This window comes from Acinetobacter sp. CAU_H_60, from assembly GCF_058599385.1.
Genome location: NZ_CM178653.1, coordinates 801,515 through 825,099, shown reverse-complemented (window position 1 = coordinate 825,099; position 23,585 = coordinate 801,515). Strand labels below are relative to the sequence as shown.

The following is a 23,585-nucleotide window of genomic DNA, read 5'->3' as shown; positions in this document are numbered from 1 at the left end:
TATTCAAAAAACATAATTTATTTTTATTCAAAAACTTACATAATTACAGCAGCAAACTAACAGCCGAGATTGCTAGACTCGGAACAAAGAGTGATCTGGAATAATAACAATGGACTGGGCCACCATATTTATAAATGATACGACCTGGGAATTTGCCACAGAGATTTTGCTGCGCTGTGTAGTCATGTACGCGATGATTATCCTGTTTCTGCGGCTGACAGGTAAACGTGGGGTACGACAACTTTCGATCTTTGAAGTCACCATCATTCTTGCTTTAGGTTCTATTGCCGGCGATCCGATGTTTACAGAAGATCTTCCCCTGATTCAGGCGGCGCTGATCATGTCGGTGATCATTTTCCTGTATCGTCTGACTACTTGGCTCATGATGAAATTTCAATGGTTTGAAGACCTGCTCGAAGGCAAACCGATTCATATTGTGGAAGATGGTTTACTGGTCATTGATGAAATTAAAAAAGGCAAAATGTCTCATGATGAATTCTTTGCTGAGATGCGTCAGCAAGGCATTGAACACTTGGGTCAGGTGCGCTTGGGTTTACTGGAAACTGACGGTAAATTTAGTATTTTGTATTTCCATCCAGATGATGTTCAGCATGGGCTCCCGCTTTTCCCTAAATCCTGCTGCATTGTCAAAGAAGTCAGACCAGAAGAGCTTTATGCCTGTATTTATTGCGGTCAAGTCCAGCATTTAAAAGAAGCAAAACAAACTTGTCCACGCTGCCATTCTCACCAATGGGCAAAAGCCATGAATAGCCACCGGATTACTTAGAGCTGCTTAAGTCGTTGCAAATGGTCAAAGATTTCTGGCAGTTGCTGAATTTTGTATTGAATATGCCCGGCATCCGGATGGAAACCTTGCATCCATAAAGCATGCATACCCGCGGCTGTTGCGCCTTGAACATCATTAACAGGATGATCACCAATATAAAGACACTGCTTTGGTTGTACACCTAAACGCTCTGCGGTAATCTGGAAAATTTCCGGCTGCGGTTTATTAAAGCCGACCAATCCTGAACTGACAATCTCATCAAAATAATCTGCAATACCTAAACCGCGAAGGGTATTTAATCGGGTCTCATGTCCTCCATTGGATACAATGGCCAAGCGATAACCTTCAGTTTTAAGCCGTTTTAATACTTGTCCTGCTTGCGGCATCTCTACGGCAAAACGGCCAAACTGGTTGAACCAGAACTGCGCTAGCTCATCTAGAGCTGGTGGAGTTAACCAGGATAATTCCTGCAACAATGCATATGCGGCTGAAGCGCCAATACTGCCATGGGTGAGCAATTCCTTTTTCGGATAACCGCCATTATCAATGCGTCGTACAATCTCGATAATTTTCTCAAGTTCAACCTGTGCTAGTGCCGAAGCATAATATTCTGCCAGATAACGGCTATAAGCCTGTGTCGTCAGATCACGGTGTGTCAAGGTATTGTCGAGATCGAATAAAACTGCTTGAATGGTCATAATTTTCAAAACGAAATGCTGAAACTTTCAATCATGTTAACAGTCCGAAACTTGTTAGATCAGACATAAAATTACTAAGTTTTGTTGTTTTGAGCATAAAAAGTGATGCTGAAGTACCGATTTTTGATAGGAAAATAAAACTCTGGGTTAGAATTTGTATTTTAAGCATGTACAAAATCCCTATGCTTTAATTAAAAACAACCTTCTCCCAAGGTATTGATAAAAAAAATCCCACCAAGTGGTGGGATTTTTTTTATTTAGCTTCACATCATCAATTAGAAGCTATATTTACTCATTAAACCAATACGGTTATCTTTGAATTTTTCATTATTAAAGGTTTTACGCTCACCGTTGACATACTCAATACCAAACTCAAGCGGTTTAACTGGTGAATACACCAAGTTTAACCATGCTTGTTGTACCTCTTTGTTTGCAGCCCCATTGAGGTCTGCATAGTCTGAGTCTTTATCAGCAAATAATGCACCATAACCAAGTGAGGTTTTTAAGTTAGATAAAATGCTGTACGTTAAGCCCGTTTGTACCGCCCAAATTTCATTTTGTTCAATATTACGGTTACCTTCATCATCTACGAATGCAGCATTGGCATTGGTACCATACAAAATACCGTTTACACCTTTGGTATAGCTGACATCTAGCGTCGCTTTTAAAGGATCAAGTACTTGATACGTTGTACCTGCTGCTAGGCCCCAACCTGCTTTACGCTTGTTGACGTCTTCATCTTTATAAACTTCAACTAAAGCACGCGCAGACGCATTACCTTTTTTGTCATCAAAGTTGTGTGCCAATTTAGCAGTCAATGTTGGCACGCTTGATTTGATGTCTTCAGCACTTGAGTTTGGTTTTTCTGCCGCCAAGAACAATTGCGTTGCTGGCGTCAAATCAAAACCATAACGAACCATTGGTAGACGGGTAGTACCACCACCGACGTTGGTGCTGAAGTCAATCATAAACGGTGCATGATTTGACAAGAAGTTAGATTGGGTTTGACCAATCAACCAATTTTCATAGGTTAAATATGCTTGACGTATACGGAATGAATCGTTAGTACCTGCGAAATCACTTTCAAGTTTACCGCCAACCTCTGCACCGTTAACACTAGTTTTAAAATCTAAACCCAATCGTGTTGTTTTTGCTGTTGCGACTAACTTGTCTCTGGTTTGACCATTGGTTTTAGCAACGTCAGAGAAGTCTCCTGCTGAACCTTCAATGATATAGTTTGCATCACCACGAACGAAACCATATAGCTTCACTTCAGTATCTGATTTTGTACTTAGTGCTTTCGGTGCAGCTGCTGATGGTTGTGGTGCTGCTTTAACTTGTTCAATCTGCACGGCTTGATTTTGCTGAACTTGTTGCTGCTGTGTTACTAATGCTTTTAGTGCTTCAACTTCTTGACGCAGCTGCTTAATTTCTTTTTGCTCTTGTGTTTCAGCATGTGCAACCGTCCCCATCATCAAGGTTGTTACTGCGACTGCTAATCCCTTAACTAAAAACTTTCGTGTTAAAACTTGATTCATTAAATTCTCCATATTGAACAAACGTTCATTGGCTTTGAAAGCTCACTGATTCCCACTAAAATCTAAAGCGTGGGGAATATCTATAATTATAAATTGACTTATTTTATTATCTCGCGAGATCACTCACGAACAATATGCATAGTTAAAAACCATCCTTATCATGTTACATGATTTTACTGGATTTATGATTTTTTACTATACCTACATAATAAGCCGTATAAAAACATCAGAAATTTAACAATTTTAGACTCAGTTTGAAATCATTTTTATCTCATACTTTTAGCTAAAATATGTATTAACGACACTTTTAAAATAATTTGATTGTTTTTAATACGGCTTTAATTGATGCGTTGCAATGATCAGGAGTCTTGCTGTGTTCTACCCCAAAATACGATAGGCCATAATAAAAACACACTGATCCATACAATATATGTTAAATACTGTGCATACCCCCAATAATCCCCGAATATCCCACTCAGACTATATAACCCACCACTCACTGTGGCCATCAGCGCCACCTGAAAGGTAAAATCAGTACCGGCCAGATGCTTGCGACTGTATTGCATGACCAAGGTCAGCATGACCACCAAGAGCATGGCAGAGATCATATCTTCGGCGGCATTAATCAGATAAATGATCCAGTTTTCTACTTTATTTTGGATTTCATACTGGGCAGCCAGCCAGGCATAAGCCATTAAAGTCATGACTTTCAGAACAGAGAAAATCAGTAAACTCCGGCTACGTGACCAGTATTTCAGACACCAGCCAGCCAATCCGGCCCCAATCAGTGCCGCAAATGCACCTAACATGGTGACATAAAGGCCAATCTGGCTAAAGCTCAGCCCGAGATCTACCATTAACGGTTTTAATAAAGGCCCGGATAAACCATCGGCGATTTTAAAGGTCAGTAAAACCAGAAGCCACCTCGCCAAGGTTAAATCTGACCAAAAGTATTGAAAATAGGTTTTTATATTGCTGAGTGCAGGTCCTTTATCAGCTGGCGTGATAATTTTTGAATGCTGAGGTTCTCTAAAAAGTAAAATCGGTAAAGTATTAACAAAAACCAGCGCAGCCAGCAACAGAAAAGTACTTTGCCATTGCAGCAAATCGAGCAGCCATAATATGGCCCCGCCTCCGACAATGAATCCCAGACGCGAACCAATCACCTGAAAGGTATTGCCCCAGTGTTGCTGCTCATTTTTCAGAATATTGACTGCCAGTCCATCCGTAGCAATATCCTGAGTAGCACCGACCCCATTCATTACTAACAACGTGATAAAAAAGATCACCAGATACAGGGGCTGGTTTAAGGCTTGGATCGGCAAGAAGGACAGCCCAATCAGTACAGCGACAGAAAGCCATTGCAAAGGAATAATCCAGCTTCGATAATGACCTCTAGCTTTTGATCCATGTCGATCAACTAAAGGTGCCCAGAAGATTTTTATCGACCATGGCAGCATAAGTAGGCCAAAGCCACCAATATGTGCCAGAGATACGCCTTCAGCCCGCAGAATGACCGGCAAGGCATGGGTCATAAACCCGACCGGAAGCCCCTGTGCCCAATATAGGGAAAACAATAAAATATAAGTATTCCGCATATTCAGCGCAGGTCCTTAAGGTAAAAATGCTAAAAGCATCCATCATCGCTATACATTTTGCCAATGATCCGGATTTTACAACAGTCTAATATGATCAAAAATAAAGAAAAATACGTTTCAGGATGAGACATCGATGAGTACAACACGTTTTCCCAAACTCCCTCCATTGGATCCCTCCCGCGGAGGTAAACTGAGCCAAACCCTGTTTAAACAGCTATTTTTGGCTCAGGGCTGGCAGCTCAAAGGCGAATTCCCTAACCTGCCTAAAGCAGTGGCAATTATTTCCCCGCATACCTCGAATATCGATGCCTGGCTAGGTTTTAATGCTCTACTCGGTCTGGGTATTCAGATTACGATTTTTGGTAAAGACAGCCTGTTTCGTACTCCGCTTAAACCTATTCTGGAATGGATCGGTGTAGTTCCTGTAGTACGTGATACGCCGCAAGGTCAAACCAAACAGATTGTCGATGTGATTAACAAAACCAATCATATCTGGGTGGGGATGGCACCGGAAGGTTCTCGCAAGGCGCCAGAAAAAATCCGCAGTGGTTTTTATCATATTGCCAAGGCAGCCAATTTGCCGATTGTGATGTTTTCCTTTGACTATGACATCAAGACCATTCATATCCTCGGTGTATATCACCTGACAGGTGATTATGAATATGATCTGGAACAGATCTATAAGCATTATGAAGGTAAATTTTCGGCCAAAAATCCAGATTGGGTCGCCAAGCCGTTACAAAAGCTTTTGAAAAAAGACTAGGCAAAACTGGCTTTTTTTGATGTGATAGCCTGAATTTTGTTGATTTAATCGCCAGTTTTTTATAATGAAATTAGCTCGTTATGCTCTGATTGGCTGCATAGGTTTAAGCCTTGCAGCATGTGATAAAGCTACTAAAACACCGACTACACCTACTCCTCTCCAGGCTCGTGAACCTGTGGTGGCTATTGCGCTCGGTGGTGGTGGTGCCAAAGGCTTTGCCCATATCGGGGTACTCAAAGTTCTCGAATCGCATGGCATCAAACCGAAGATTGTTACTGGAACCAGTGCCGGAAGCTTCGTGGGTAGCCTGTATGCCAGCGGCAAATCTCCTTATCAGTTGCAGCAAATTGCCCTGAACTTTAAGGAATCTGATATTCGTGATTTAACCTTGAACCGTCAAGGGATTATTGCCGGACAGAAACTGCAGGATTTCGTCAATAAAAATGTGGCGAATAAACCGATTGAACAGTTCCCGATTCGCTTCGCAGCAGTTGCAACCCGCCTGGACAATGGCCGTAAAGCTGATTTTATCAAAGGCAATGCCGGACAAGCCGTGCGTGCCTCTTGCAGCATTCCGAATGTCTTTGTGCCCGCTGTAATTGGCGGCACAAAATATGTCGATGGCGGTCTGGTTAGCCCGATTCCGGTAAAAACGGCCAAAGATATGGGAGCTGATATTGTTATTGCCGTAGATATATCTGCACGTCCAGACAGCAATAAAGCGCTCAACATGTGGGGCGTACTGGACCAGACGATTAATATCATGGGTCAGCAAAGCATCAACAAAGAACTCAGTCAGGCCAATATCGTGATCCAGCCTAAAGTAGGCCATATTGGTACGCTGGATTTAAAAGCCAGCAATGAGACCATTCTTGAAGGTGAAAAAGCCGCGCAACTGAAAATCCGTTCAATTGAAAAAGCCATCAGTGATTTTAGGCAGTCTCCGGCTGCATTCAAGCCTGCACGACCGGCAAAATTTTAATCAGAAATTTTTTATATTCATCTGCTGCAGCATCTGCTACATTGGAAGTAAATCATATAAAGATGATGATTAATTAAATACTTAGCAATATAGGTCACGATATGGAATTAGTTCTTGAACCTTGGCACTGGTTTGTATTGGGAATACTTCTTATTCTGTCAGAATTACTCCTGCCCGCTTTTGCTGCCCTCTGGTTCGGGATTGGTGCCATTATGGTCGGCATTCTGTACTGGATGTTCCCGATGATGGGACTGACCACCCAGATCCTGACCTGGATCATCCTGTCTGTTCTTTGTACCTTGCTCTGGTTCAAGTTTATCAAGCCACTTTCTATCGACAAGACCAAAGCCGGCTTGTCGCGTGAAGCAACCATTGGCCAAATTGGCATGGTGATCCAGACCGATCTTGAACAGGATCAGATCCGGGTCCGTTTTCCGCTGCCCGTTCTAGGCTCGGATGAATGGGATTGCCGGGCTCTGGATAAAGTTCAGGTCGGAGATCGTGTCCGTGTTGTCGATATCTTGGGAAATGACCTAGTTGTACAGCCCCACAGCACTCAATATCAAAACGAAAAAGGTGAATAAATTATGTCTGCTGGCACTATCATTGTTATTGCGTTCTTGGCCTTTGTTGCGATTACCATTTTTAAAGGTGTACGAATTGTTCCACAAGGCTATAAATGGATCGTGCAACGTCTAGGTAAATACCACACCACACTTAATCCTGGCCTGAATTTTGTTATTCCTTATGTAGATGAGGTGGCTTATAAAGTCACCACTAAAGATATCGTTCTGGATATTCCTTCTCAGGAAGTGATTACCCGTGATAACGCTGTTCTGCTGATGAATGCGGTAGCTTATATCAACCTGACAACTCCTGAAAAAGCGGTATACGGGATTGAGAACTACTCATGGGCAATTCAGAACCTGGTACAAACTTCGCTACGTTCAATCGTGGGTGAAATGGATCTGGATGATGCATTATCTTCACGCGATCATATTAAAGCGCGTTTAAAGTCCAGCATTTCTGATGATATTTCAGACTGGGGTATCACCTTAAAGACGGTTGAAATTCAGGATATTAAACCTTCTGTAACCATGCAGACGGCGATGGAAGAACAGGCAGCGGCAGAGCGTCAACGTCGTGCAACCGTCACTAAAGCAGATGGTGAAAAACAGGCCGCCATTCTGGAAGCTGATGGTCGTCTGGAAGCTTCACGTCGTGATGCAGAAGCGCAAGTCGTACTGGCAGAATCTTCACAGCGTGCGATTGATATGGTGAGTCAGGCTATTGGCGATAAGGAAATTCCTGTGGCTTATCTGTTGGGTGAACAATATGTCAAAGCCATGCAGGATATGGCCAAGTCTCCAAATGCCAAGACTGTGGTCTTGCCTGCCGATGTGCTGAATACCATTCGCGGTGTGATGGGACGTCACTAAATTTCAGAGATACTTCACAATAGGCAGCCAATTGGTTGCCTATTTTCTTTCAAAATAAGAAAATCTCAGCAAAGATTGTGAATTTATGGTTAAATTTCGCGTTTATTTTTGAAATCCTCTGGATTCGATGTTGCCTGACTTTCGGATTAAAGTCTTTCGCATCTGTCATAATCCTTGTTTCGATCTACTGTCCAACTTAAAAATGGATACCGTATGAGCTCCCTAAATCCAACCTTAATTACCTTTCTTTTTTATATTGTCGGCATGGTCGTGATTGGCCTGATGGCATATCGCGCGACAAACAACTTTTCTGATTACATCTTAGGGGGCCGACGTTTAGGTAGTTTCGTAACTGCACTTTCTGCAGGGGCTTCCGACATGAGTGGCTGGCTGCTGATGGGCTTGCCGGGCGCAATTTATCTTTCAGGCCTGTCTGAAATGTGGATTGCGATTGGTCTGATTATCGGTGCCTGGCTGAACTGGCTGCTGGTTGCGGGCCGTTTACGGGTCCATACCGAAGTCCAGCACAATGCCCTGACCCTGCCGGATTATTTTTCGAACCGCTTTAACGATCAGAAAAAAGTACTGCGTGTAGTTTCTGCATTTGTCATTCTGATTTTCTTTGCAATTTATTGTGCTTCAGGCATGGTCGCAGGTGCGCGGCTGTTCGAAAGTATGTTCGACATGTCTTATAGTACAGCGCTCTGGATCAGTGCGATTGCAACCATCAGTTATGTGTTTATTGGCGGCTTCCTGGCAGTTAGCTGGACCGATACCATTCAGGCTACCCTGATGATCTTCGCCCTGCTCCTTACGCCAATCGTAACCATTCTGACTTTTTCAGATATGTCCCAAGTTACACTCGCTTTGGAAGCGGCACGTCCACAGGCCATGAACTTGGTCGGTGATCTGAGTACCATCGCAATCCTGTCCCTAATGGCATGGGGTTTGGGTTATTTTGGTCAGCCGCATATTTTAGTGCGTTTCATGGCAGCCGATTCAGTGAAGTCGATTCCGAATGCACGCCGTATCGGGATGACTTGGATGACCCTTTGTCTGGGTGGTGCAGTGGCCGCAGGTTTCTTTGGTATTGCCTATTTCCAGCAACATCCGGAACTCGCTGCTGTGGTGAATGCCAATCCTGAAACCGTATTTATGGAACTAACTAAAATCCTGTTTAACCCATGGATTGCTGGTGTGGTTCTGGCGGCAATTCTCGCTGCAGTGATGAGTACGCTTAGCTGTCAGTTACTGGTTTGTTCAAGTACCTTGACTGAAGACTTCTATAAATCATTCCTGCGTAAAAATGCCTCACAAAAAGAGCTGGTGTGGGTCGGTCGTTTGATGGTGCTTCTCATTGCTTTACTGGCAATCTGGATGGCTGGTAATCCTGAATCTAAAGTACTGGGTCTGGTGGCGTATGCCTGGGCAGGTTTTGGCGCTGCTTTTGGTCCATTGATTATTCTGTCTCTGTTCTGGAAACGTATGACTTTAAATGGTGCTTTGGCAGGTATGGTTGTCGGTGCATGCATGGTGATTCTGTGGAAAAATACTATTGGTGGAACAGGTCTTGGTTTTATTCCAGCCGGCATTTATGAAATTATTCCAGGCTTTATCTGTTCATGGATTGCGATTGTAGTTGTAAGTCTACTCGGCAAAGCGCCAACAGCTGAAATTACCACACGCTTTGAACAGGCAGAACGTCTGTATAATGAAAGCAAATAATTTAATATAAAAGAAAAGAGGACTTTAAGTCCCATTGCTGTCCCACAATTTTTCACAAGAGGAAGCTCAAATGAGCTTCCTCTTGTTTTATGGGTATTTTATCGGGTGAAAATAAAGCTTTTAAAGTTCTTCTTTCAAACAAATTCACTTGAATTATTCTGAGTAAACGTTGAACTGTCCAACCTGTTTTTCCTAAATGTTGAGCGAAACTCACCAATAAATAGGCGATCATCGCAATCCAGATTTGTGTCTGAATTGCGTTCCTGCTGCGGCCTAGAAACGCTTTTAATTTGAGATTCTGCTTAATCGCCTTAAAGAACAGCTCAACTTTCCAACGATCTTTATAAATCGCCGCAATGGTGGAGGCGGCTAAATGAAAGTTATTGCTGAGAAAGCTAAAGTGCTTGCCACTTTGCTGATCTCTATATTCAATTCTTCTTAACACTGGGGCTTTTCTTTTTAGGGCATGTGCGCTATTCAGCTGAATGGTTTCATCTTTTAGAATACCTTTGGATTCAAGCACTGGATGTTGCTGGATCACCTGATACACAGATTTAGGCCTAAAACGTGTGACAAATCCAATGTTTTGAGCAGTCAGATTTGCATACCATTGGTAATCGACATAGCCTTTATCAAAAACTACAATGCTGCCAGCAGGAAACTGGAATTTGCGGCCTTGTACCATGTCATTTTCTTTGCCATTTTCAACTGCAACAAACTCAGGAATATCATTGCTGTGATTCAATCCTATACTGAGTTTCATGCTGGCTTTTGAGTCGTGAACTTTGGCCCATTCACATAAGGAAAGCGACAGGTCAATATGACTGGCATCCAAGGAATACAAGGGATTCTTAAAGCGAAATTTATGAGCGACTTTTGAGTGTTCATAGTATTTAAGCAACTTGTAAAATAGCTGTTGATACAAGGCAGCAGGCTGCTGCTCATTGATTCGTGCCAGCGTGCTTCGGGGAATAGACTTTGCTCCGAGATGACTTAGCTTTTCCTGTTGGCACTCCAAATTGGATTGAATATCTCTCAGACTTTGCCTACAAGAGAATTGAGACATCAATATGGCAATAAACTGATCCCACCGGGAAGCTGCTCTAAATTTCTGTCCAACATGGTGTACTTTAGCAAGTTGTTCAAAATCCTGTCGCACAACAGGTTTAATTAGCTCATGAAATACGGTATTCTGATGTGACAAAACCTGAATCCTGGTCGTTAAAGTGTTTGTTTGCACTCATATTTTAACTGTTAGGACTCAGGTTTTTTTATTTAAAGTAAACTATGGGACAGCAGTGCTTTAAGTCCTCTTTTTTATGCTCGTTTTAAGCTAATTTCAGGAAGATTAATTTATTTAAATCAGCTCTTACGTGTTAGCAGGAACTGGGTAATCTGCATCAGGTCATCAGCTTGACCTTCAAAATGATTCAGTGCAGTCATCGCCTGATCATGTAACTGCTGTGCATAGTCTTGAGCTTTCTCTAAACCCATCAATGCAGGATAAGTTGACTTCTCCACTTGTTCATCCTTGCCCGCCGTTTTACCCAGCACTTCTGTATCAGAAATAATATCCAGAATATCGTCCTGTACCTGGAAAGCTAGACCAATCGCTTGCCCGAATTCACGCAGTTTTGGAATGGCCACATCAGCCCCTTCAAAGATCGTCACCGCTGCCATCATGATCGCTGCACTGATCAAGGCTCCGGTTTTATTTCGGTGAATGGTTTCCAATGCTTCCTGATCAATTTTTTTGCCTTCGGCCTGTAAATCCAGTACCTGACCATTGACCATTTTCGAGGAAGCAGTCGCCAGAATCTGCATCTGCTTCAAGACAATCGCTGGTTCTACTGCAGGCCCCTGATCAAATAGACGACTACCCAGAATTTCAAACGCCATAGATTGCAAAATATCACCTGCCAGAAGAGCCGTATCTTCACCAAAAGCAGCATGACAGGTTGGCTGACCACGACGTAACAAGTCATTGTCCATACATGGCAGGTCATCATGGGCTAGCGAATAGCAATGAATAAACTCGATCGCAACTGCGGCACGGCGTACCGCAGCATTATTCTGATTTGGTTTTAATGCGGCAGTGGCATAACAGAGTGCTGGACGTATCCGCTTTCCTCCTAGCATTACGGCATGATGTACTGCCGACTTTAACGGTTCCGGAATGGAAAAGGCTTCCAAAGCAGTCAGTAAATCGTGTTGAATCCGTTGTTGTGCTTGAGTTAGTGCATGGGTTGATACGTCAGTGATAGATGACACATTCGCCTCGAATACGTAGCCAGAATAATAAAATGACAGTTTATAAGTGCCTGTCTGTTATCAGGCATTGTACCTAGAATTGCTTTGAATTTTCAGTCTTAAATCCAAATGTTGTTTCATAATTCTGTATTGAGACTGAAAATTTGAGGTAGAAAATCTGCATCAATAAAAAACCACCAGAGAACTGATGGTTTTACTTAGGCTAATTTTCTCAAGTAATAATTTTAAGAGAAAACATCTTCAGGAACACGTACCCAACCTTCCATTAGCACACGAGCACTACGACTCATAATGGCTTTTTTCACTTTCCATTCCCCATTTTCCTGCACTGCTTGCGCACCCACTCTTAAGGTACCGGAAGGATGACCAAAGCGAACTGATTCACGCTCCCCGCCACCTGCAACACGATTGACCAAGGTTCCCGGAATCGCTGCCGCTGTCCCAATCGCTACAGCCGCTGTCCCCATCATGGCATGATGCAACTTACCCATCGATAAGGCACGGACCAGAATATCGCTATCTGCTTCAGTGACTTCCTTACCACTAGAGGATGTATAAGTCTTTGGCTGAGCCACAAAGGCGATCTTTGGCGTATGCTGACGTGTAACAGCTTCACTAATGTCCTGAATCAGACCCATCTGTTGAGCAGCATAGGCTCGGATAGTTTCAAACTTCACCAAGGCAGCTGCATCATTATTGATATGGTCCTGTAACTCGGTACCGTTATAGCCTAGATCTTCTGCCTTTAAGAAAACTGTCGGGATCCCGGCATTAATCATCGTCACTTCAAAGCTGCCAATATTCGGTACTTCCAGCGTATCGGTTAAATTTCCGGTCGGAAACATTGAACCGCCCTCGGCATCATCATCGGCAGGATCCAGAAATTCAATCTGTACTTCGGCTGCTGGGAAAGTTACGCCATCCAGCTCAAAATCGCCTAGTTCCTGAACCTGACCATTCTGCATCGGTACATGGGCAATAATGGTTTTCTGAATATTCGCCTGCCAGATTCGCACCGTACACAACCCATTTTCAGGAATACGTGCAGGATCGACCAGACCATTGGAAATCGCAAATGCCCCAACTGCAGCAGTCAGATTGCCACAATTACCACTCCAGTCTACAAAAGGTCGATCAATAGATACCTGTCCAAACAGATAATCCACATCATGATTTTCCTGCTGGCTTTTAGACAAAATCACGGTTTTGCTGGTACTTGAACTGGCACCGCCCATACCATCAATCTGTTTGCCATATGGATCCGGGCTGCCGATCACTCTTAATAATAGCTGATCCCGAATTCGACCTGCCTGCTGTGCAGCAACAGGTAAATCGTCCAGTTTAAAGAACACCCCCTTACTGGTACCTCCGCGCATGTAAGTGGCTGGGATTTTGATTTGGGCAGCGAAACTCATGAATACTTTCTTCCTCTGGCTTGTCTTTATTCTGATCAAAATTATTGAATATTTGTGAGACGAGTATAATCGGTTTAAAGCCAAGTAGCTGCCTTGCCCGACCTAAGTATAAAAAAACAGCATTTGTGTCGAGTTAAAAAAACAGCAAACTCATCAGTTACATTTTCAATAAAATTAATATATTGATTCACATATCTTTTATTCTATTTATTTTTATAATTTTTTTTTATAAATACGATAATAATATTTCATCCAGACGGGCGCTCTAGGCTTCTTATCTTTGTTCCATTACAATCTTTATACCTATTTCTTACATTGTCGGGCTGAACACTTTGAATAACGAGTCTTCACAACTTCAGCGTGGCTTAAAGAACCGTCATATTCAGTTGATCGCCATGGGCGGTGCAATTGGCACAGGCTTATTCTTAGGTTCCGCACAGGTGATCCAATCTGCGGGCCCTTCTATTATTCTTGGCTATGCCATTGGTGGCTTAATTGCATTCTTAATCATGCGTCAATTGGGTGAGATGATTGTTCATGAACCTGTAGCAGGTTCATTCAGCCATTTTGCTTATAAATATTGGGGTAAATTCCCTGGTTTCCTTGCGGGTTGGAACTACTGGATCTTATATATCCTGGTGGCTATGACCGAGCTCACCGCCGTTGCAAAATATATTAATTACTGGTGGCCTCATATTCCAGCCTGGACCTCAGTCCTGTTTTTCTTCATCGTAATTACGCTGGTCAATCTCGGCAATGTGAAATTCTACGGTGAATCAGAATTCTGGCTATCCATTGTGAAAGTGACTGCGGTCGTTTCCATGATTGTCTTTGGTCTCTATCTGATCCTGACTGCTGATGCCTCTTCAGGTGCTTCTTTCAGCAATCTTTGGACAGCAGGCGGTTTCTTCCCGAATGGCTTTGAAGGCTTATTCTATATGCTGGCTTTCCTGATGTTCGCCTTCGGTGGGATTGAATTGATCGGAATGGCAGCAGCAGAAGCTGAAAATCCAGAAAAAACCATTCCAAAAGCGATTAATCAGGTCGTATTCCGTATTCTGGTATTCTATGTAGGTGCATTGACGATTCTGTTGTCTTTAGTGCCTTGGAACCAGCTGGAACTGGGTGGTCTGGATAAAAGCCCGTTTGTGATGATCTTCAGCCAGCTGGGCATTGACTGGGCAGCACATCTGCTGAACTTCATCATCCTGACAGCAGCGCTCTCTGTTTATAACAGTGGTATGTATGCCAATAGCCGTATGCTTTATGGTCTGGCACAGCAAGGTAATGCCCCTAAAATCTTCAAGACTGTGAACAAGCAAGGGGTGCCAATTCCTGCAGTTCTGTTCTCTGCCCTGCTGATTTTCGGCTGTGTACTCCTAAACTACTTTGTTCCTGAAGATGCCTTAAGTCACCTGATTTATGTGGTGGTAGGTGCATTGGTACTGAACTGGGCCATGATTAGCTTGACCCACTTCAAGTTTATGCAAAGCATGAAGCAGTTAGGACAAAAGACCAGTTTCCCTGCATTGTGGTCACCTGCAAGTAATATTCTGGTTTTAGCTTTCATTGCAACCATTCTTTACATCATGTGGACACAAGGCTTTAAAGAATCAGTACTGATGCTTCCGATCTGGGTAGTGATCATGTTTATTCTGTTTAAGGCACTGCGCCCTAAGAATTAATCAAAAAATCTTTTAATCGATGATTTTTAAAGTTATTGCTTCGGCAATAACTTTTTTTTGCGTTTTTTACAGTACAATAGCCTTCTTTTCGCGCCCTTAGCTTAACTGGATAGAGCAGTTGCCTCCTAAGCGACCGACGTGGGTTCGAGTCCCGCAGGGCGCACCATCCTTTCAAAATGTGATCTATACTTCAAAAAATTAGCGTCAATCTTCATACTTTTAGAATATTTTTTATACAAAAAATCATTTTTTCTCCATTATTTTATTTCTTTTACTTTCAAATACTTATTTTAAAATACAGCTATTTTTTGGTGTAAAAACTCTATTTTGATGCTTTTTTAGACTAATTAGTTTTTTCTAGAGCATTTACTCTTATTTTAATTGTGCTATTTTTGTCACATGGAGTAACAAATGATTGCGGATAAATACCCGAAATCTCCAAGAATTTAATAAGTGCAAACAACAACGCTAGATATAAATTTGTACCTCAAGGAAAGACGTAAATGAAATTAAAAACATTAACTACTGCAATGATTCTTGCAACTGTGCCTATGACAGGTGCATTTGCTGCGGCAATGGACCGTTCAGGCCAATCTATCGCAGCGTTTTTACAACCAGGTAATTACTTTGAGGCAGGTATTTCTGTATTAGACCCTACTGTATCGGGTAAAGAGGCTGGAGAAGCTCCTGCTCGTCGTAATATCAATGATATGGCTGGCGATTATTATTTTCCAAGTGCTGCATTAAAACTTCAACCTACTAGCAAATTTTCATTTGGTATTTTGTATGACCAGCCATTTGGTGCTGAAGCAGAATATACAGGTAACAATGCATTTGTATCACAACCTACTGATACAATTTTACCTCAACCCCTTTTAGATGGTTTAGTAGCAAATCAAGTTGATGCAACTCTTGGTGACTTATCTAGTACAGAATTAGTAGGTTTAGCAGCTCAAGGTTTAGTGGCTCAGCAAGGTATTGCTCCAGATGATCCAACCTATGCTACGGCAGTTTCAAATACTATTACAGGAATCATCACTCAAGCAGGTGGAGATGTAGATGCAGCTGCAGAGGCTGTACTTCCTCAAGTACGAGAAGGTGCTCTTGCTCAAGGTCAGGCACAGTTAGCAGAAACTTTAGAAGGTATTCCATTAGGGACAGGCAATACTAAAGTTGATGTTCAAACACAAAATCTTACTTTCTTATTTGGCTTCCAACCTAATGAAAATTGGAACATTTATGCAGGTCCAGTTTATCAAACTGTGAAAGGCACAGTAAGTTTACGTGGTCAAGCTTACAGTATTTTTAATGGTTATGATGCCACGATGAAGGAAACTGGTGATCTTGGCTGGTTAGCGGGTGTTGCATTTCAAATTCCCGATATTGCGCTTAAAGCCTCAGTAACATACCGCTCTGAAATTGATCATGAAGCTGATACTACTGAGCAGCTTTCTGCAGCAGCAGGTTTTGGATTAGTTGGTGTTAATCCAGCAGATATTGTTGGAACTCAAGGTGTAACAAAAATTACTACTCCGCAATCTGTAAACTTGGATTTCCAAACAGGTGTAATGGCTAATACTGTAGCCTTTGCTAATGTACGTTGGGTAGATTGGTCAAACTTTGCTATTCGTCCATATCAATTCGGTTTAGCTTCAGAAGCAGTAGGACAATTACCAGCTGTTAATCGTCCAAATGGTTTTAATTTAGTTGAATACTCTGATGATCAAATTTCAGCTACTGTAGGTGTAGGCCGTAAATTTAATGATCTATGGGCTGGCAATCTATCAGTAGGCTGGGATTCTGGTGCAGGAAATCCTGTGTCGACACTTGGTCCTACAGAAGGTTATTGGAATGTCGGCCTAGGTCTTCAATATAGCCCAACACCAGCGACATTCATCGCAGGTGGTGTGAAATACTTCTGGTTAGGTGATGCGAAGTCACAAACTGCTGCACAAGTCGGCGAAGATAATCGTATTGTTGGTGATTTCCAAGATAACCATGCAATTGCTTATGGCTTAAAAATGGGCTATCGCTTCTAATTCGTGATAGATAATAAAGACTACCCTCGGGTGGTCTTTATTATCTCATTTATATTTTTATACACCTGTATACTATTTGGTGTTTTTATCAGCAATCAAATTTTACCTAAATTCAGTTTTGAATATATTTTAATAAAAATTATTATTTGTTTATTTTCATCAAGTTAATCAAAAAAATATAGTATAAATACTCTAAGCAATCATTTTTTATAACCGCCATAGTTCATTTCTTGGACGAAGTGGAGCATTTACTCTTTTTAAATTTGTGTTACTTTTCCACAACTTTTATTAATATTTATGCAACATTGTCAAGGATGAGCCATGAAGCTTAAGCCAATCTCTATCGCTATTCTTCTTTCTAGCCTGTCTACTTCTCTCGTGTTCGCTGCCGGTTTAGACCGTTCAGGCCAGTCTATTCAGGCTTTTTTACAACCTGGTAACTATGCAGAAGCAGGAATTTCTGTTCTTGATCCAACTGTGAAAGGGACATCTAAAGTATCTGCTTTTGAAGGTGAAAAAATTAACGACATGGGGGAAGATTACTATTTCCCCTCTGCTGCAATTAAAGTTCAAGCAACAGACAAAATTTCTTTAGGCTTGATCTATGATCAACCTTTTGGAGCAGATGCAACATACGCTGAAACTGCTGGTTCTTTTGGTAATGGTGTAGAAGGTACATCAGTTGATGTTGACACACATAATTTAACTGCCCTCATTGGTTATCAACCTACAGAAAACTGGAATTTCTATGCTGGTCCAGTGTGGCAAACTGTTGAGGCTGATATTAAATTACGGGGGGGTGCTTATTCTTTATTAAGTGGCTATAACATTCAGCTTAAACAAGAAGAAGCCTTTGGATGGCTTGCTGGATTTGCTTATCAAATTCCTGAAATTGCATTAAAAGCTTCTGTTACCTATCGTTCAGAAATTAAGCATAAAGCAAAATCTTCTGAACAGTCTGATTTAGCTCTTTTAGGACAACAACTTCCTGATGCAGGTCATCCTTTAAGTCCAGCAAAACCATTATTGGCGACTTTAGGTGAAAGAGAAAGCACTGTTGAGGCGGTTACACCTCAGTCGGTAAATATTGATCTACAGTCAGGTATCGCTCAAAATACTATTGCTTTTGCAAATCTTCGTTGGGTTCATTGGGACCAATTTGCTGTGACACCATCTTTACTCGCTCAAGCTTCAGCCTTGGCAAAAGGAAAAGCACAAAATCTGATCGATTACTCTAATGATCAATGGTCAGCAACAGTCGGTGTAGGTCGCAAATTCAATAATAAATGGTCAGGTTCAGCTTCTGTAGGTTATGACTCAGGTGCAGGCAACCCTGTAACGACTTTAGGTCCAACTGAAGGTTACTGGAATGTAGGCTTAGGTGCTCAATATAGCCCTGCTGAGAATTACTTTATTCAGGCTGGCGTAAAATATTTCTGGTTAGGCGATGCCCAAGCACAAACTGGTGGTACTATTGTAGGTGATTTTGAAGACAACCATGCCATGGGTTATGGCTTAAAAATCGGCTACCGTTTCTAAGCAATAAAGAGTTTTACTCTAATAAAAAAAGGCACCCTTTGGTGCCTTTTTTTAATTTCAAACTTAAAAATTAAGCTGGAATATTACGTACTGATGCATTACGAATTGCTTCTTTCAATGCGTCATAACCATGAATTGGCGGGAATTGCGGGAATTCTGCAATCACATTCTCTGGTGCGTCGAACAGGAAGCCATGATCTGCTTCACCCAGCATTGTGGTATCGTTATATGAATCACCGGCTGCAATCACACGGAAATTCAGACCGTGTAATGCTTTCACTGCCTGACGCTTCTGATCTGGCTGGCGAAGTTTATAAGCAGTGATCATGCCCTCTTCATCAGTTTCCAGCTTATGACAGAAAATCGTTGGCCAGCCTAGTTGCTTCATTAGAGGATGAGCAAATTCATAGAAAGTATCAGATAGAATAATCAGCTGAAAATGAGTACTTACCCATTCTACAAATTCCTTGGCGCCTTCAAATGGTCCCATATCCGCAATCACAGCCTGGATATCATTTAGACCCAAACCATGCTGTTTTAAAATATTCAAACGCTGGGTCATCAACACATCATAGTCAGGAATATCACGTGTCGTTGCTTCGAGCTCTTTAATACCTGTTTTTTTAGCAAAATTGATCCAGATTTCTGGAACCAAAACGCCCTCTAGATCTAGACATACGACTTCCATGAAGCATCCCCTCAGTTGTATTGAAAAAATTTTGCCCTATCATAGCTGAAGAAAAAGATTTTGCACTGTTCTTTTTTAAATCTGTTTTTTTCATAAGTATTTATTTTTTAGTGATAAGTAGCTTTGGGCATTTCTATTAAAATAGAATAAATCTGAAATAAATTCATATAGGCCACGTCATTTCCAAGCCTATGCCGCCAGGACTCATATGACCAAAATCCCCACTATTGCTATGGTAGATGCGCTTGCATCTGAATATGCAGATAAATCACCAAGTGAAATTTTAGCGCTTGCTCTCGAGCAGGAAGGCGAAATTGCCATTTCATTTTCTGGTGCAGAAGATGTTGTACTGATTGATATGGCATCTAATTTAGGTAAACCTTTCCGGGTATTTAGCCTGGATACAGGGCGTCTGCATGCTGAGACTTATCAATTTATTGAAAAAGTTCGCCAGCACTATAATATTGATATCGAAATCTGTTTCCCGGAAACAGATGCGATTCAACAACTGACGACTGAAAAAGGTTTGTTCAGTTTCTACCGTGACGGCCATCAGGAATGTTGCGGAATCCGCAAGGTGCAACCTTTACGCAAAAAACTGGCAACTTTAGATGGCTGGATTACCGGTCAGCGTAAAGACCAAAGCCCGGGAACACGTAATGACATTCCAGTGGTTCAATCTGATGAAGGTTTTTCTGGTCCAGGCAAACAGCTGATTAAATATAATCCCCTTGCCAACTGGTCTAGTGCAGATGTGTGGAATTATATCCGAATGATGGAAATTCCATACAACCCACTACATGAAAAAGGTTTTATCTCCATTGGCTGTGAACCTTGTACCCGTCCTGTGCTACCAAATCAGCATGAACGTGAAGGACGCTGGTGGTGGGAAGAAGCCACCCATAAAGAATGTGGCTTGCATGCTGGGAACTTGAAAAAATAATCTTAAAAAACCATCCGTTCGTCGGGTGGTTTTTTTGTGAACCAATCGGCTACAGAAAAATCAGTACCTTTATGCGACAAAATCGCTATACTTTGTAATGTGATACCAATAATTCTAACAAGGTTGCTTATACATGAGCAGCTGAAGAAAATGCAGTGAGGCAATCTACGCTATGCGTCCATTACATCCGATTGACTTTATTTTTTTGTCTTTAGAGAAACGACAGCAGCCTATGCATGTAGGCGGGTTATTTTTGTTTCAAATTCCTGACAATGCACCAGCCTCTTTTATCCGGGATCTGGTGACTGATATTCGCAATTCCAAATCCTCACCGATTCCTCCATTTAATAACTATTTAAACGGTTTATTTTGGGATGAAGATGAAGAGTTTGATTTAGATCATCATTTTCGTCATATTGCCTTACCGAAACCTGGGCGTATCCGCGAGCTGCTGACTTATATTTCCCAAGAACACAGCGCACTGATTGACCGCGCTAAACCTTTATGGACCTGTCATATTATTGAAGGCATTGAAGGCAACCGTTTTGCCATGTACTTCAAGATTCACCATGCGATGGTAGATGGTATTGCAGGCATGCGTCTGGTAGAAAAATCACTTTCCCATGATCCACATGCGAAAAGTATTGTGCCACCTTGGTGTGTAGAAGGTCCACGAGCAAAACGTCTGAAAGCGCCGAAAGTCAGCCGCATGAAGAATGTGTTACAGGCGATTAAAGGCCAGCTGGAATGTACGCCACGAGTGGCTTATGAATTATCACAAACCGTACTGAAAGATATGGGGCGTAATCCGGATTATGTGTCCAGCTTTCAAGCACCAAGTTCTATTTTAAATCAGCGTGTCAGTGCCTCACGTCGTTTCGCAGCCCAATCTTTTGAATTCTCACGTTTACGTCATATTTCTAAAGCTTTAGGTGTAACGATTAATGATATCGTGTTAGCGATCTGTTCAGGTGCCTTACGCGAATATTTACTCACACAAAATGCCTTGCCGAAAAAACCATTAATTGCAATGGTGCCCGCTTCTGTACGTAGCGATGACTCCGATGTTTCCAACCGTATTACCATGATTCTGGCGAATCTGGGCACGCATAAGGATGATCCTTTGGAGCGTCTTAAAACGGTACGTCGCAGTGTACTCAGTGCTAAAGAACGCTTTAAGCGCATGAATGCCAATCAAATTCTGAACTATAGTGCCTTTGTCTACGGCCTTGCAGGATTCAATATTGCATCTGGCTTAATGCCAAAACGTCAGGCATTTAACGTGATCATTTCCAATGTCCCTGGTCCTCAGGAACCTCTGTACTGGAATGGTGCGCGCTTGGAAGCCTTATATCCGGCTTCGATTGTACTGGATGGACAAGCATTGAATATCACCATGACCAGTTATATGGACAAACTTGAAGTAGGTCTTACCGCTTGCCGTAATGCTTTACCCAAAATGCAGAACCTGCTGACTCATCTTGAAGAAGAAATTCAACGCTTCGAACGGATTGTGAATGGTGAACCCGTCCCAAAGTTGAAAGCGGTCAGTTAGCCGCGGACGAATAAAATCTGGCAATGGACTGCTAAAAAGTGTGTGAGCACTTTTGCCAATCATTTAGTAAAAAATAAAGGGGCAATTTAAGCCCCTTGATTTTATTCTTTTTACAGTTTGAATGAAATTTACACAACTGCAATCTATTTTGGTTTAATTAACTTTTAATAGTACGACACTGTTTTAATAACTGATGGCAAACAGAGCGAATCATAGAAGCTGTAATCTGAACTTCATTCCCGCGTTCATCCACAATATACCCTGCATGCACAGCCTTTGGTTCTAATACGTGTTTCAAGCTTTTATTGATTACAACTTTACTCATACTCATCATAGACTCCTTTTGCTAAGCCTAGAACTGGGAGAAAGGCTTTGGCTAATTTGATGTTTCTAGTATTGTAAATATCAGTAGAGTTGTAAAATTTCAGATGTAACAAGTGTTTAACGATATTCTGTTACAATTTCAGCTGAGAATGATATCGTATTGCTCTTGCGTGTATAAATTTTCGACCTGGAATTTAATTACACGATTAATAAAGTGTTCCAGATCCGCCACAGCCGGGGCTTCTGCAGTCAACAGCCGATCAATCACTGCCGGATGGGCAACCACAGTAAAGCCACTTTGTGATTCATAAGCGCGAGCATAGCGCAAGATTTCCCGAAAGATTTCGTAACACACTGATTCTGCTGTTTTCACATATCCACGTCCCTGACAGGTCGGACAGGACTCGCATAACAAGTGTTCCAAAGACTCACGGGTACGCTTACGCGTCATCTCCACCAGCCCCAGTTCAGACACCTGGGTGATCTTGGTTTTGGCATGATCACGTTCCAACATTTTCACAAACTGGTTCATCACTTCTTCACGGTGCTGGGCTTCCTGCATGTCAATGAAGTCGATGATGATAATACCGCCCAGATTACGCAGACGCAGCTGACGTGCAATGACCTGTGTGGCTTCCATATTGGTTTTAAAAACCGTATCTTCTAGCGAGCGACCACCGACATAGGAGCCGGTATTGACGTCAATCGTAGTCATGGCTTCGGTCTGATCAATCATCAGATAACCACCGGACTTCAGTGCTACACGGGTTTGTAAAGCTTTTTGCAGATCTTCTTCGACATTGTACAAATCGAAAATTGGTCGCTCGCCCGGATAATGCAGTAAACGATCTTTCATATTCGGCACGAACTCATCCACAAACTCTTTCAACTTGCCGTGAATTTCGCGTGAATCGATATAGATCTTTTCGGTTTCTTCATTGGCAAGATCACGAATAACACGCTGTGGCAAAGGCAGCTCTTCAAAGATCAATGAAGGCACTGCGATGACTTTTTGTTTGCGCTGAATGTATTCCCAGAGTTTAGCCAGATAAGCCATATCCTGTGCAATCGCTTCTTCCTCAATGCCGTCAGCGGCAGTACGGACAATGACGGAACCTGGCAGCTTGTGTTCTGCCTGAATACGCTCAATGATCGAGCGTAAACGATTGCGTTCATCTTCGGATTCTATGCGCTGCGATACGCCAATATGATTGCCATATGGCATCAGAACTAAATAACGTGAAGGAATAGAAAGATCAGTAGACAGACGTGCGCCCTTGGTGCCGAGCATGTCTTTCATCACCTGAACGGTAAGAATCAGACCCGGCTGCAACAGCTCGAATACATTCGGTGTTGGCTGGTTACGTGGCCAGACCATGTCATTGATATGCAAAAATGCCGTTCTGGACAGGCCGATATCGACAAAAGCGGCCTGCATGCCCGGCAAGACCCGGACCACTTTACCTTTATAGATATTCCCGACCAATCCGCGCTTGGCCGTACGCTCGACAAACAGTTCATTCACCGTGCCGTTTTCAATCAACGCCACCCGACACTCCATCGGTGTGACGTTAATCAACAACTCGTCAGACATAA

General features: G+C 42.3%; 20 protein-coding genes and 1 tRNA gene. 12 read left to right on the top strand and 9 right to left on the bottom strand.

Annotated features, from left to right (window positions below):
- Positions 1–109: 109 nt before the first annotated feature.
- A complete protein-coding gene (locus AC4MBN_RS03795) occupies positions 110–787 on the top strand; it encodes a DUF421 domain-containing protein (protein ID WP_419374341.1) in 678 nt (225 codons plus the stop codon).
- On the opposite strand, the gene AC4MBN_RS03790 is transcribed toward AC4MBN_RS03795, so the two are convergent.
- From AC4MBN_RS03790 to AC4MBN_RS03780, 3 genes are all read right to left on the bottom strand, one after another.
- Positions 784–1,485: an HAD family hydrolase gene (locus tag AC4MBN_RS03790; RefSeq protein WP_419363194.1), complete on the bottom strand. Its 702-nt coding sequence runs from the start codon at positions 1,483–1,485 to the stop codon at positions 784–786. The two genes, AC4MBN_RS03795 and AC4MBN_RS03790, sit on opposite strands and share 4 nt — an antisense overlap.
- A gap of 275 nt (positions 1,486–1,760) precedes the next feature.
- Complete coding sequence (locus AC4MBN_RS03785; RefSeq protein WP_491880696.1) at positions 1,761–3,023, bottom strand: DcaP family trimeric outer membrane transporter; 1,263 nt, start codon at positions 3,021–3,023, stop codon at positions 1,761–1,763.
- A 359-nt stretch (positions 3,024–3,382) separates the two neighbouring features.
- Positions 3,383–4,621 (bottom strand): MFS transporter, encoded by a 1,239-nt coding sequence (locus tag AC4MBN_RS03780; RefSeq protein WP_419374339.1) that lies wholly within the window; start codon positions 4,619–4,621, stop codon positions 3,383–3,385.
- Between the two features lie 133 nt (positions 4,622–4,754).
- On the opposite strand from AC4MBN_RS03780, the gene AC4MBN_RS03775 reads away from it, so the two are divergent.
- From AC4MBN_RS03775 to putP, 5 genes are all read left to right on the top strand, one after another.
- On the top strand, positions 4,755–5,384 hold the full coding sequence (locus AC4MBN_RS03775; RefSeq protein WP_491880695.1) for a 1-acyl-sn-glycerol-3-phosphate acyltransferase: 630 nt from the start codon (positions 4,755–4,757) through the stop codon (positions 5,382–5,384).
- Positions 5,385–5,448: 64 nt separating this feature from the next.
- Entirely contained in the window at positions 5,449–6,366 is a 918-nt protein-coding gene (locus tag AC4MBN_RS03770) for a patatin-like phospholipase family protein (RefSeq protein WP_491880694.1), read from the top strand.
- Between the two features lie 101 nt (positions 6,367–6,467).
- Entirely contained in the window at positions 6,468–6,950 is a 483-nt protein-coding gene (locus AC4MBN_RS03765; RefSeq protein ID WP_004783073.1) for an NfeD family protein, read from the top strand.
- A gap of 3 nt (positions 6,951–6,953) precedes the next feature.
- Positions 6,954–7,805 carry an SPFH domain-containing protein gene (locus AC4MBN_RS03760; RefSeq protein ID WP_005234507.1) on the top strand — a complete coding sequence of 284 codons (852 nt, stop codon included), beginning with the start codon at positions 6,954–6,956 and terminating at the stop codon, positions 7,803–7,805.
- 213 nt (positions 7,806–8,018) lie between these two features.
- Entirely contained in the window at positions 8,019–9,530 is a 1,512-nt protein-coding gene (gene putP / locus AC4MBN_RS03755) for a sodium/proline symporter PutP (protein ID WP_200229996.1), read from the top strand.
- A gap of 52 nt (positions 9,531–9,582) precedes the next feature.
- Here the strand turns inward: putP and AC4MBN_RS03750 are convergent, their stop codons facing one another.
- The 3 genes from AC4MBN_RS03750 to prpF all read right to left on the bottom strand — a co-directional run bounded on the left by AC4MBN_RS03750 (position 9,583) and on the right by prpF (position 13,216).
- A complete protein-coding gene (locus tag AC4MBN_RS03750; RefSeq protein ID WP_058951619.1) occupies positions 9,583–10,734 on the bottom strand; it encodes an IS4-like element ISAbe18 family transposase in 1,152 nt (383 codons plus the stop codon).
- Between the two features lie 158 nt (positions 10,735–10,892).
- Positions 10,893–11,801 (bottom strand): polyprenyl synthetase family protein, encoded by a 909-nt coding sequence (locus AC4MBN_RS03745; protein ID WP_419363184.1) that lies wholly within the window; start codon positions 11,799–11,801, stop codon positions 10,893–10,895.
- A 224-nt stretch (positions 11,802–12,025) separates the two neighbouring features.
- Positions 12,026–13,216 (bottom strand): 2-methylaconitate cis-trans isomerase PrpF, encoded by a 1,191-nt coding sequence (gene prpF, locus AC4MBN_RS03740; protein WP_312332410.1) that lies wholly within the window; start codon positions 13,214–13,216, stop codon positions 12,026–12,028.
- A gap of 332 nt (positions 13,217–13,548) precedes the next feature.
- Here prpF and AC4MBN_RS03735 point away from each other — a divergent pair, with 332 nt between their 5' ends.
- The 4 genes from AC4MBN_RS03735 (at position 13,549) to AC4MBN_RS03720 (ending at position 18,479) form a co-directional block, all read left to right on the top strand.
- Complete coding sequence (locus AC4MBN_RS03735) at positions 13,549–14,901, top strand: amino acid permease (RefSeq protein WP_166139632.1); 1,353 nt, start codon at positions 13,549–13,551, stop codon at positions 14,899–14,901.
- A gap of 90 nt (positions 14,902–14,991) precedes the next feature.
- A tRNA-Arg gene (locus AC4MBN_RS03730) sits at positions 14,992–15,067 on the top strand.
- A gap of 337 nt (positions 15,068–15,404) precedes the next feature.
- On the top strand, positions 15,405–16,940 hold the full coding sequence (locus AC4MBN_RS03725; RefSeq protein WP_180104480.1) for an outer membrane protein transport protein: 1,536 nt from the start codon (positions 15,405–15,407) through the stop codon (positions 16,938–16,940).
- 321 nt (positions 16,941–17,261) lie between these two features.
- Positions 17,262–18,479, top strand: a complete 1,218-nt coding sequence (locus tag AC4MBN_RS03720) for an OmpP1/FadL family transporter (RefSeq protein WP_491880693.1) — start codon at positions 17,262–17,264, stop codon at positions 18,477–18,479.
- Positions 18,480–18,549: 70 nt separating this feature from the next.
- Here AC4MBN_RS03720 and thrH read toward each other — a convergent pair whose 3' ends face one another.
- A complete protein-coding gene (thrH, locus tag AC4MBN_RS03715) occupies positions 18,550–19,167 on the bottom strand; it encodes a bifunctional phosphoserine phosphatase/homoserine phosphotransferase ThrH (protein ID WP_125279669.1) in 618 nt (205 codons plus the stop codon).
- A 208-nt stretch (positions 19,168–19,375) separates the two neighbouring features.
- On the opposite strand from thrH, the gene AC4MBN_RS03710 reads away from it, so the two are divergent.
- Together AC4MBN_RS03710 and AC4MBN_RS03705 are read left to right on the top strand one after the other, a co-directional pair.
- A complete protein-coding gene (locus AC4MBN_RS03710) occupies positions 19,376–20,110 on the top strand; it encodes a phosphoadenylyl-sulfate reductase (protein WP_034703384.1) in 735 nt (244 codons plus the stop codon).
- Positions 20,111–20,282: 172 nt separating this feature from the next.
- Positions 20,283–21,665 carry a WS/DGAT/MGAT family O-acyltransferase gene (locus AC4MBN_RS03705; protein ID WP_491880692.1) on the top strand — a complete coding sequence of 461 codons (1,383 nt, stop codon included), beginning with the start codon at positions 20,283–20,285 and terminating at the stop codon, positions 21,663–21,665.
- Positions 21,666–21,822: 157 nt separating this feature from the next.
- Here AC4MBN_RS03705 and AC4MBN_RS03700 read toward each other — a convergent pair whose 3' ends face one another.
- Both AC4MBN_RS03700 and rng read right to left on the bottom strand, forming a co-directional pair.
- Positions 21,823–21,996, bottom strand: a complete 174-nt coding sequence (locus AC4MBN_RS03700) for a PA1571 family protein (RefSeq protein WP_004783090.1) — start codon at positions 21,994–21,996, stop codon at positions 21,823–21,825.
- Between the two features lie 132 nt (positions 21,997–22,128).
- Entirely contained in the window at positions 22,129–23,583 is a 1,455-nt protein-coding gene (rng, locus tag AC4MBN_RS03695; protein WP_005234484.1) for a ribonuclease G, read from the bottom strand.
- Positions 23,584–23,585 lie beyond the last annotated feature (2 nt).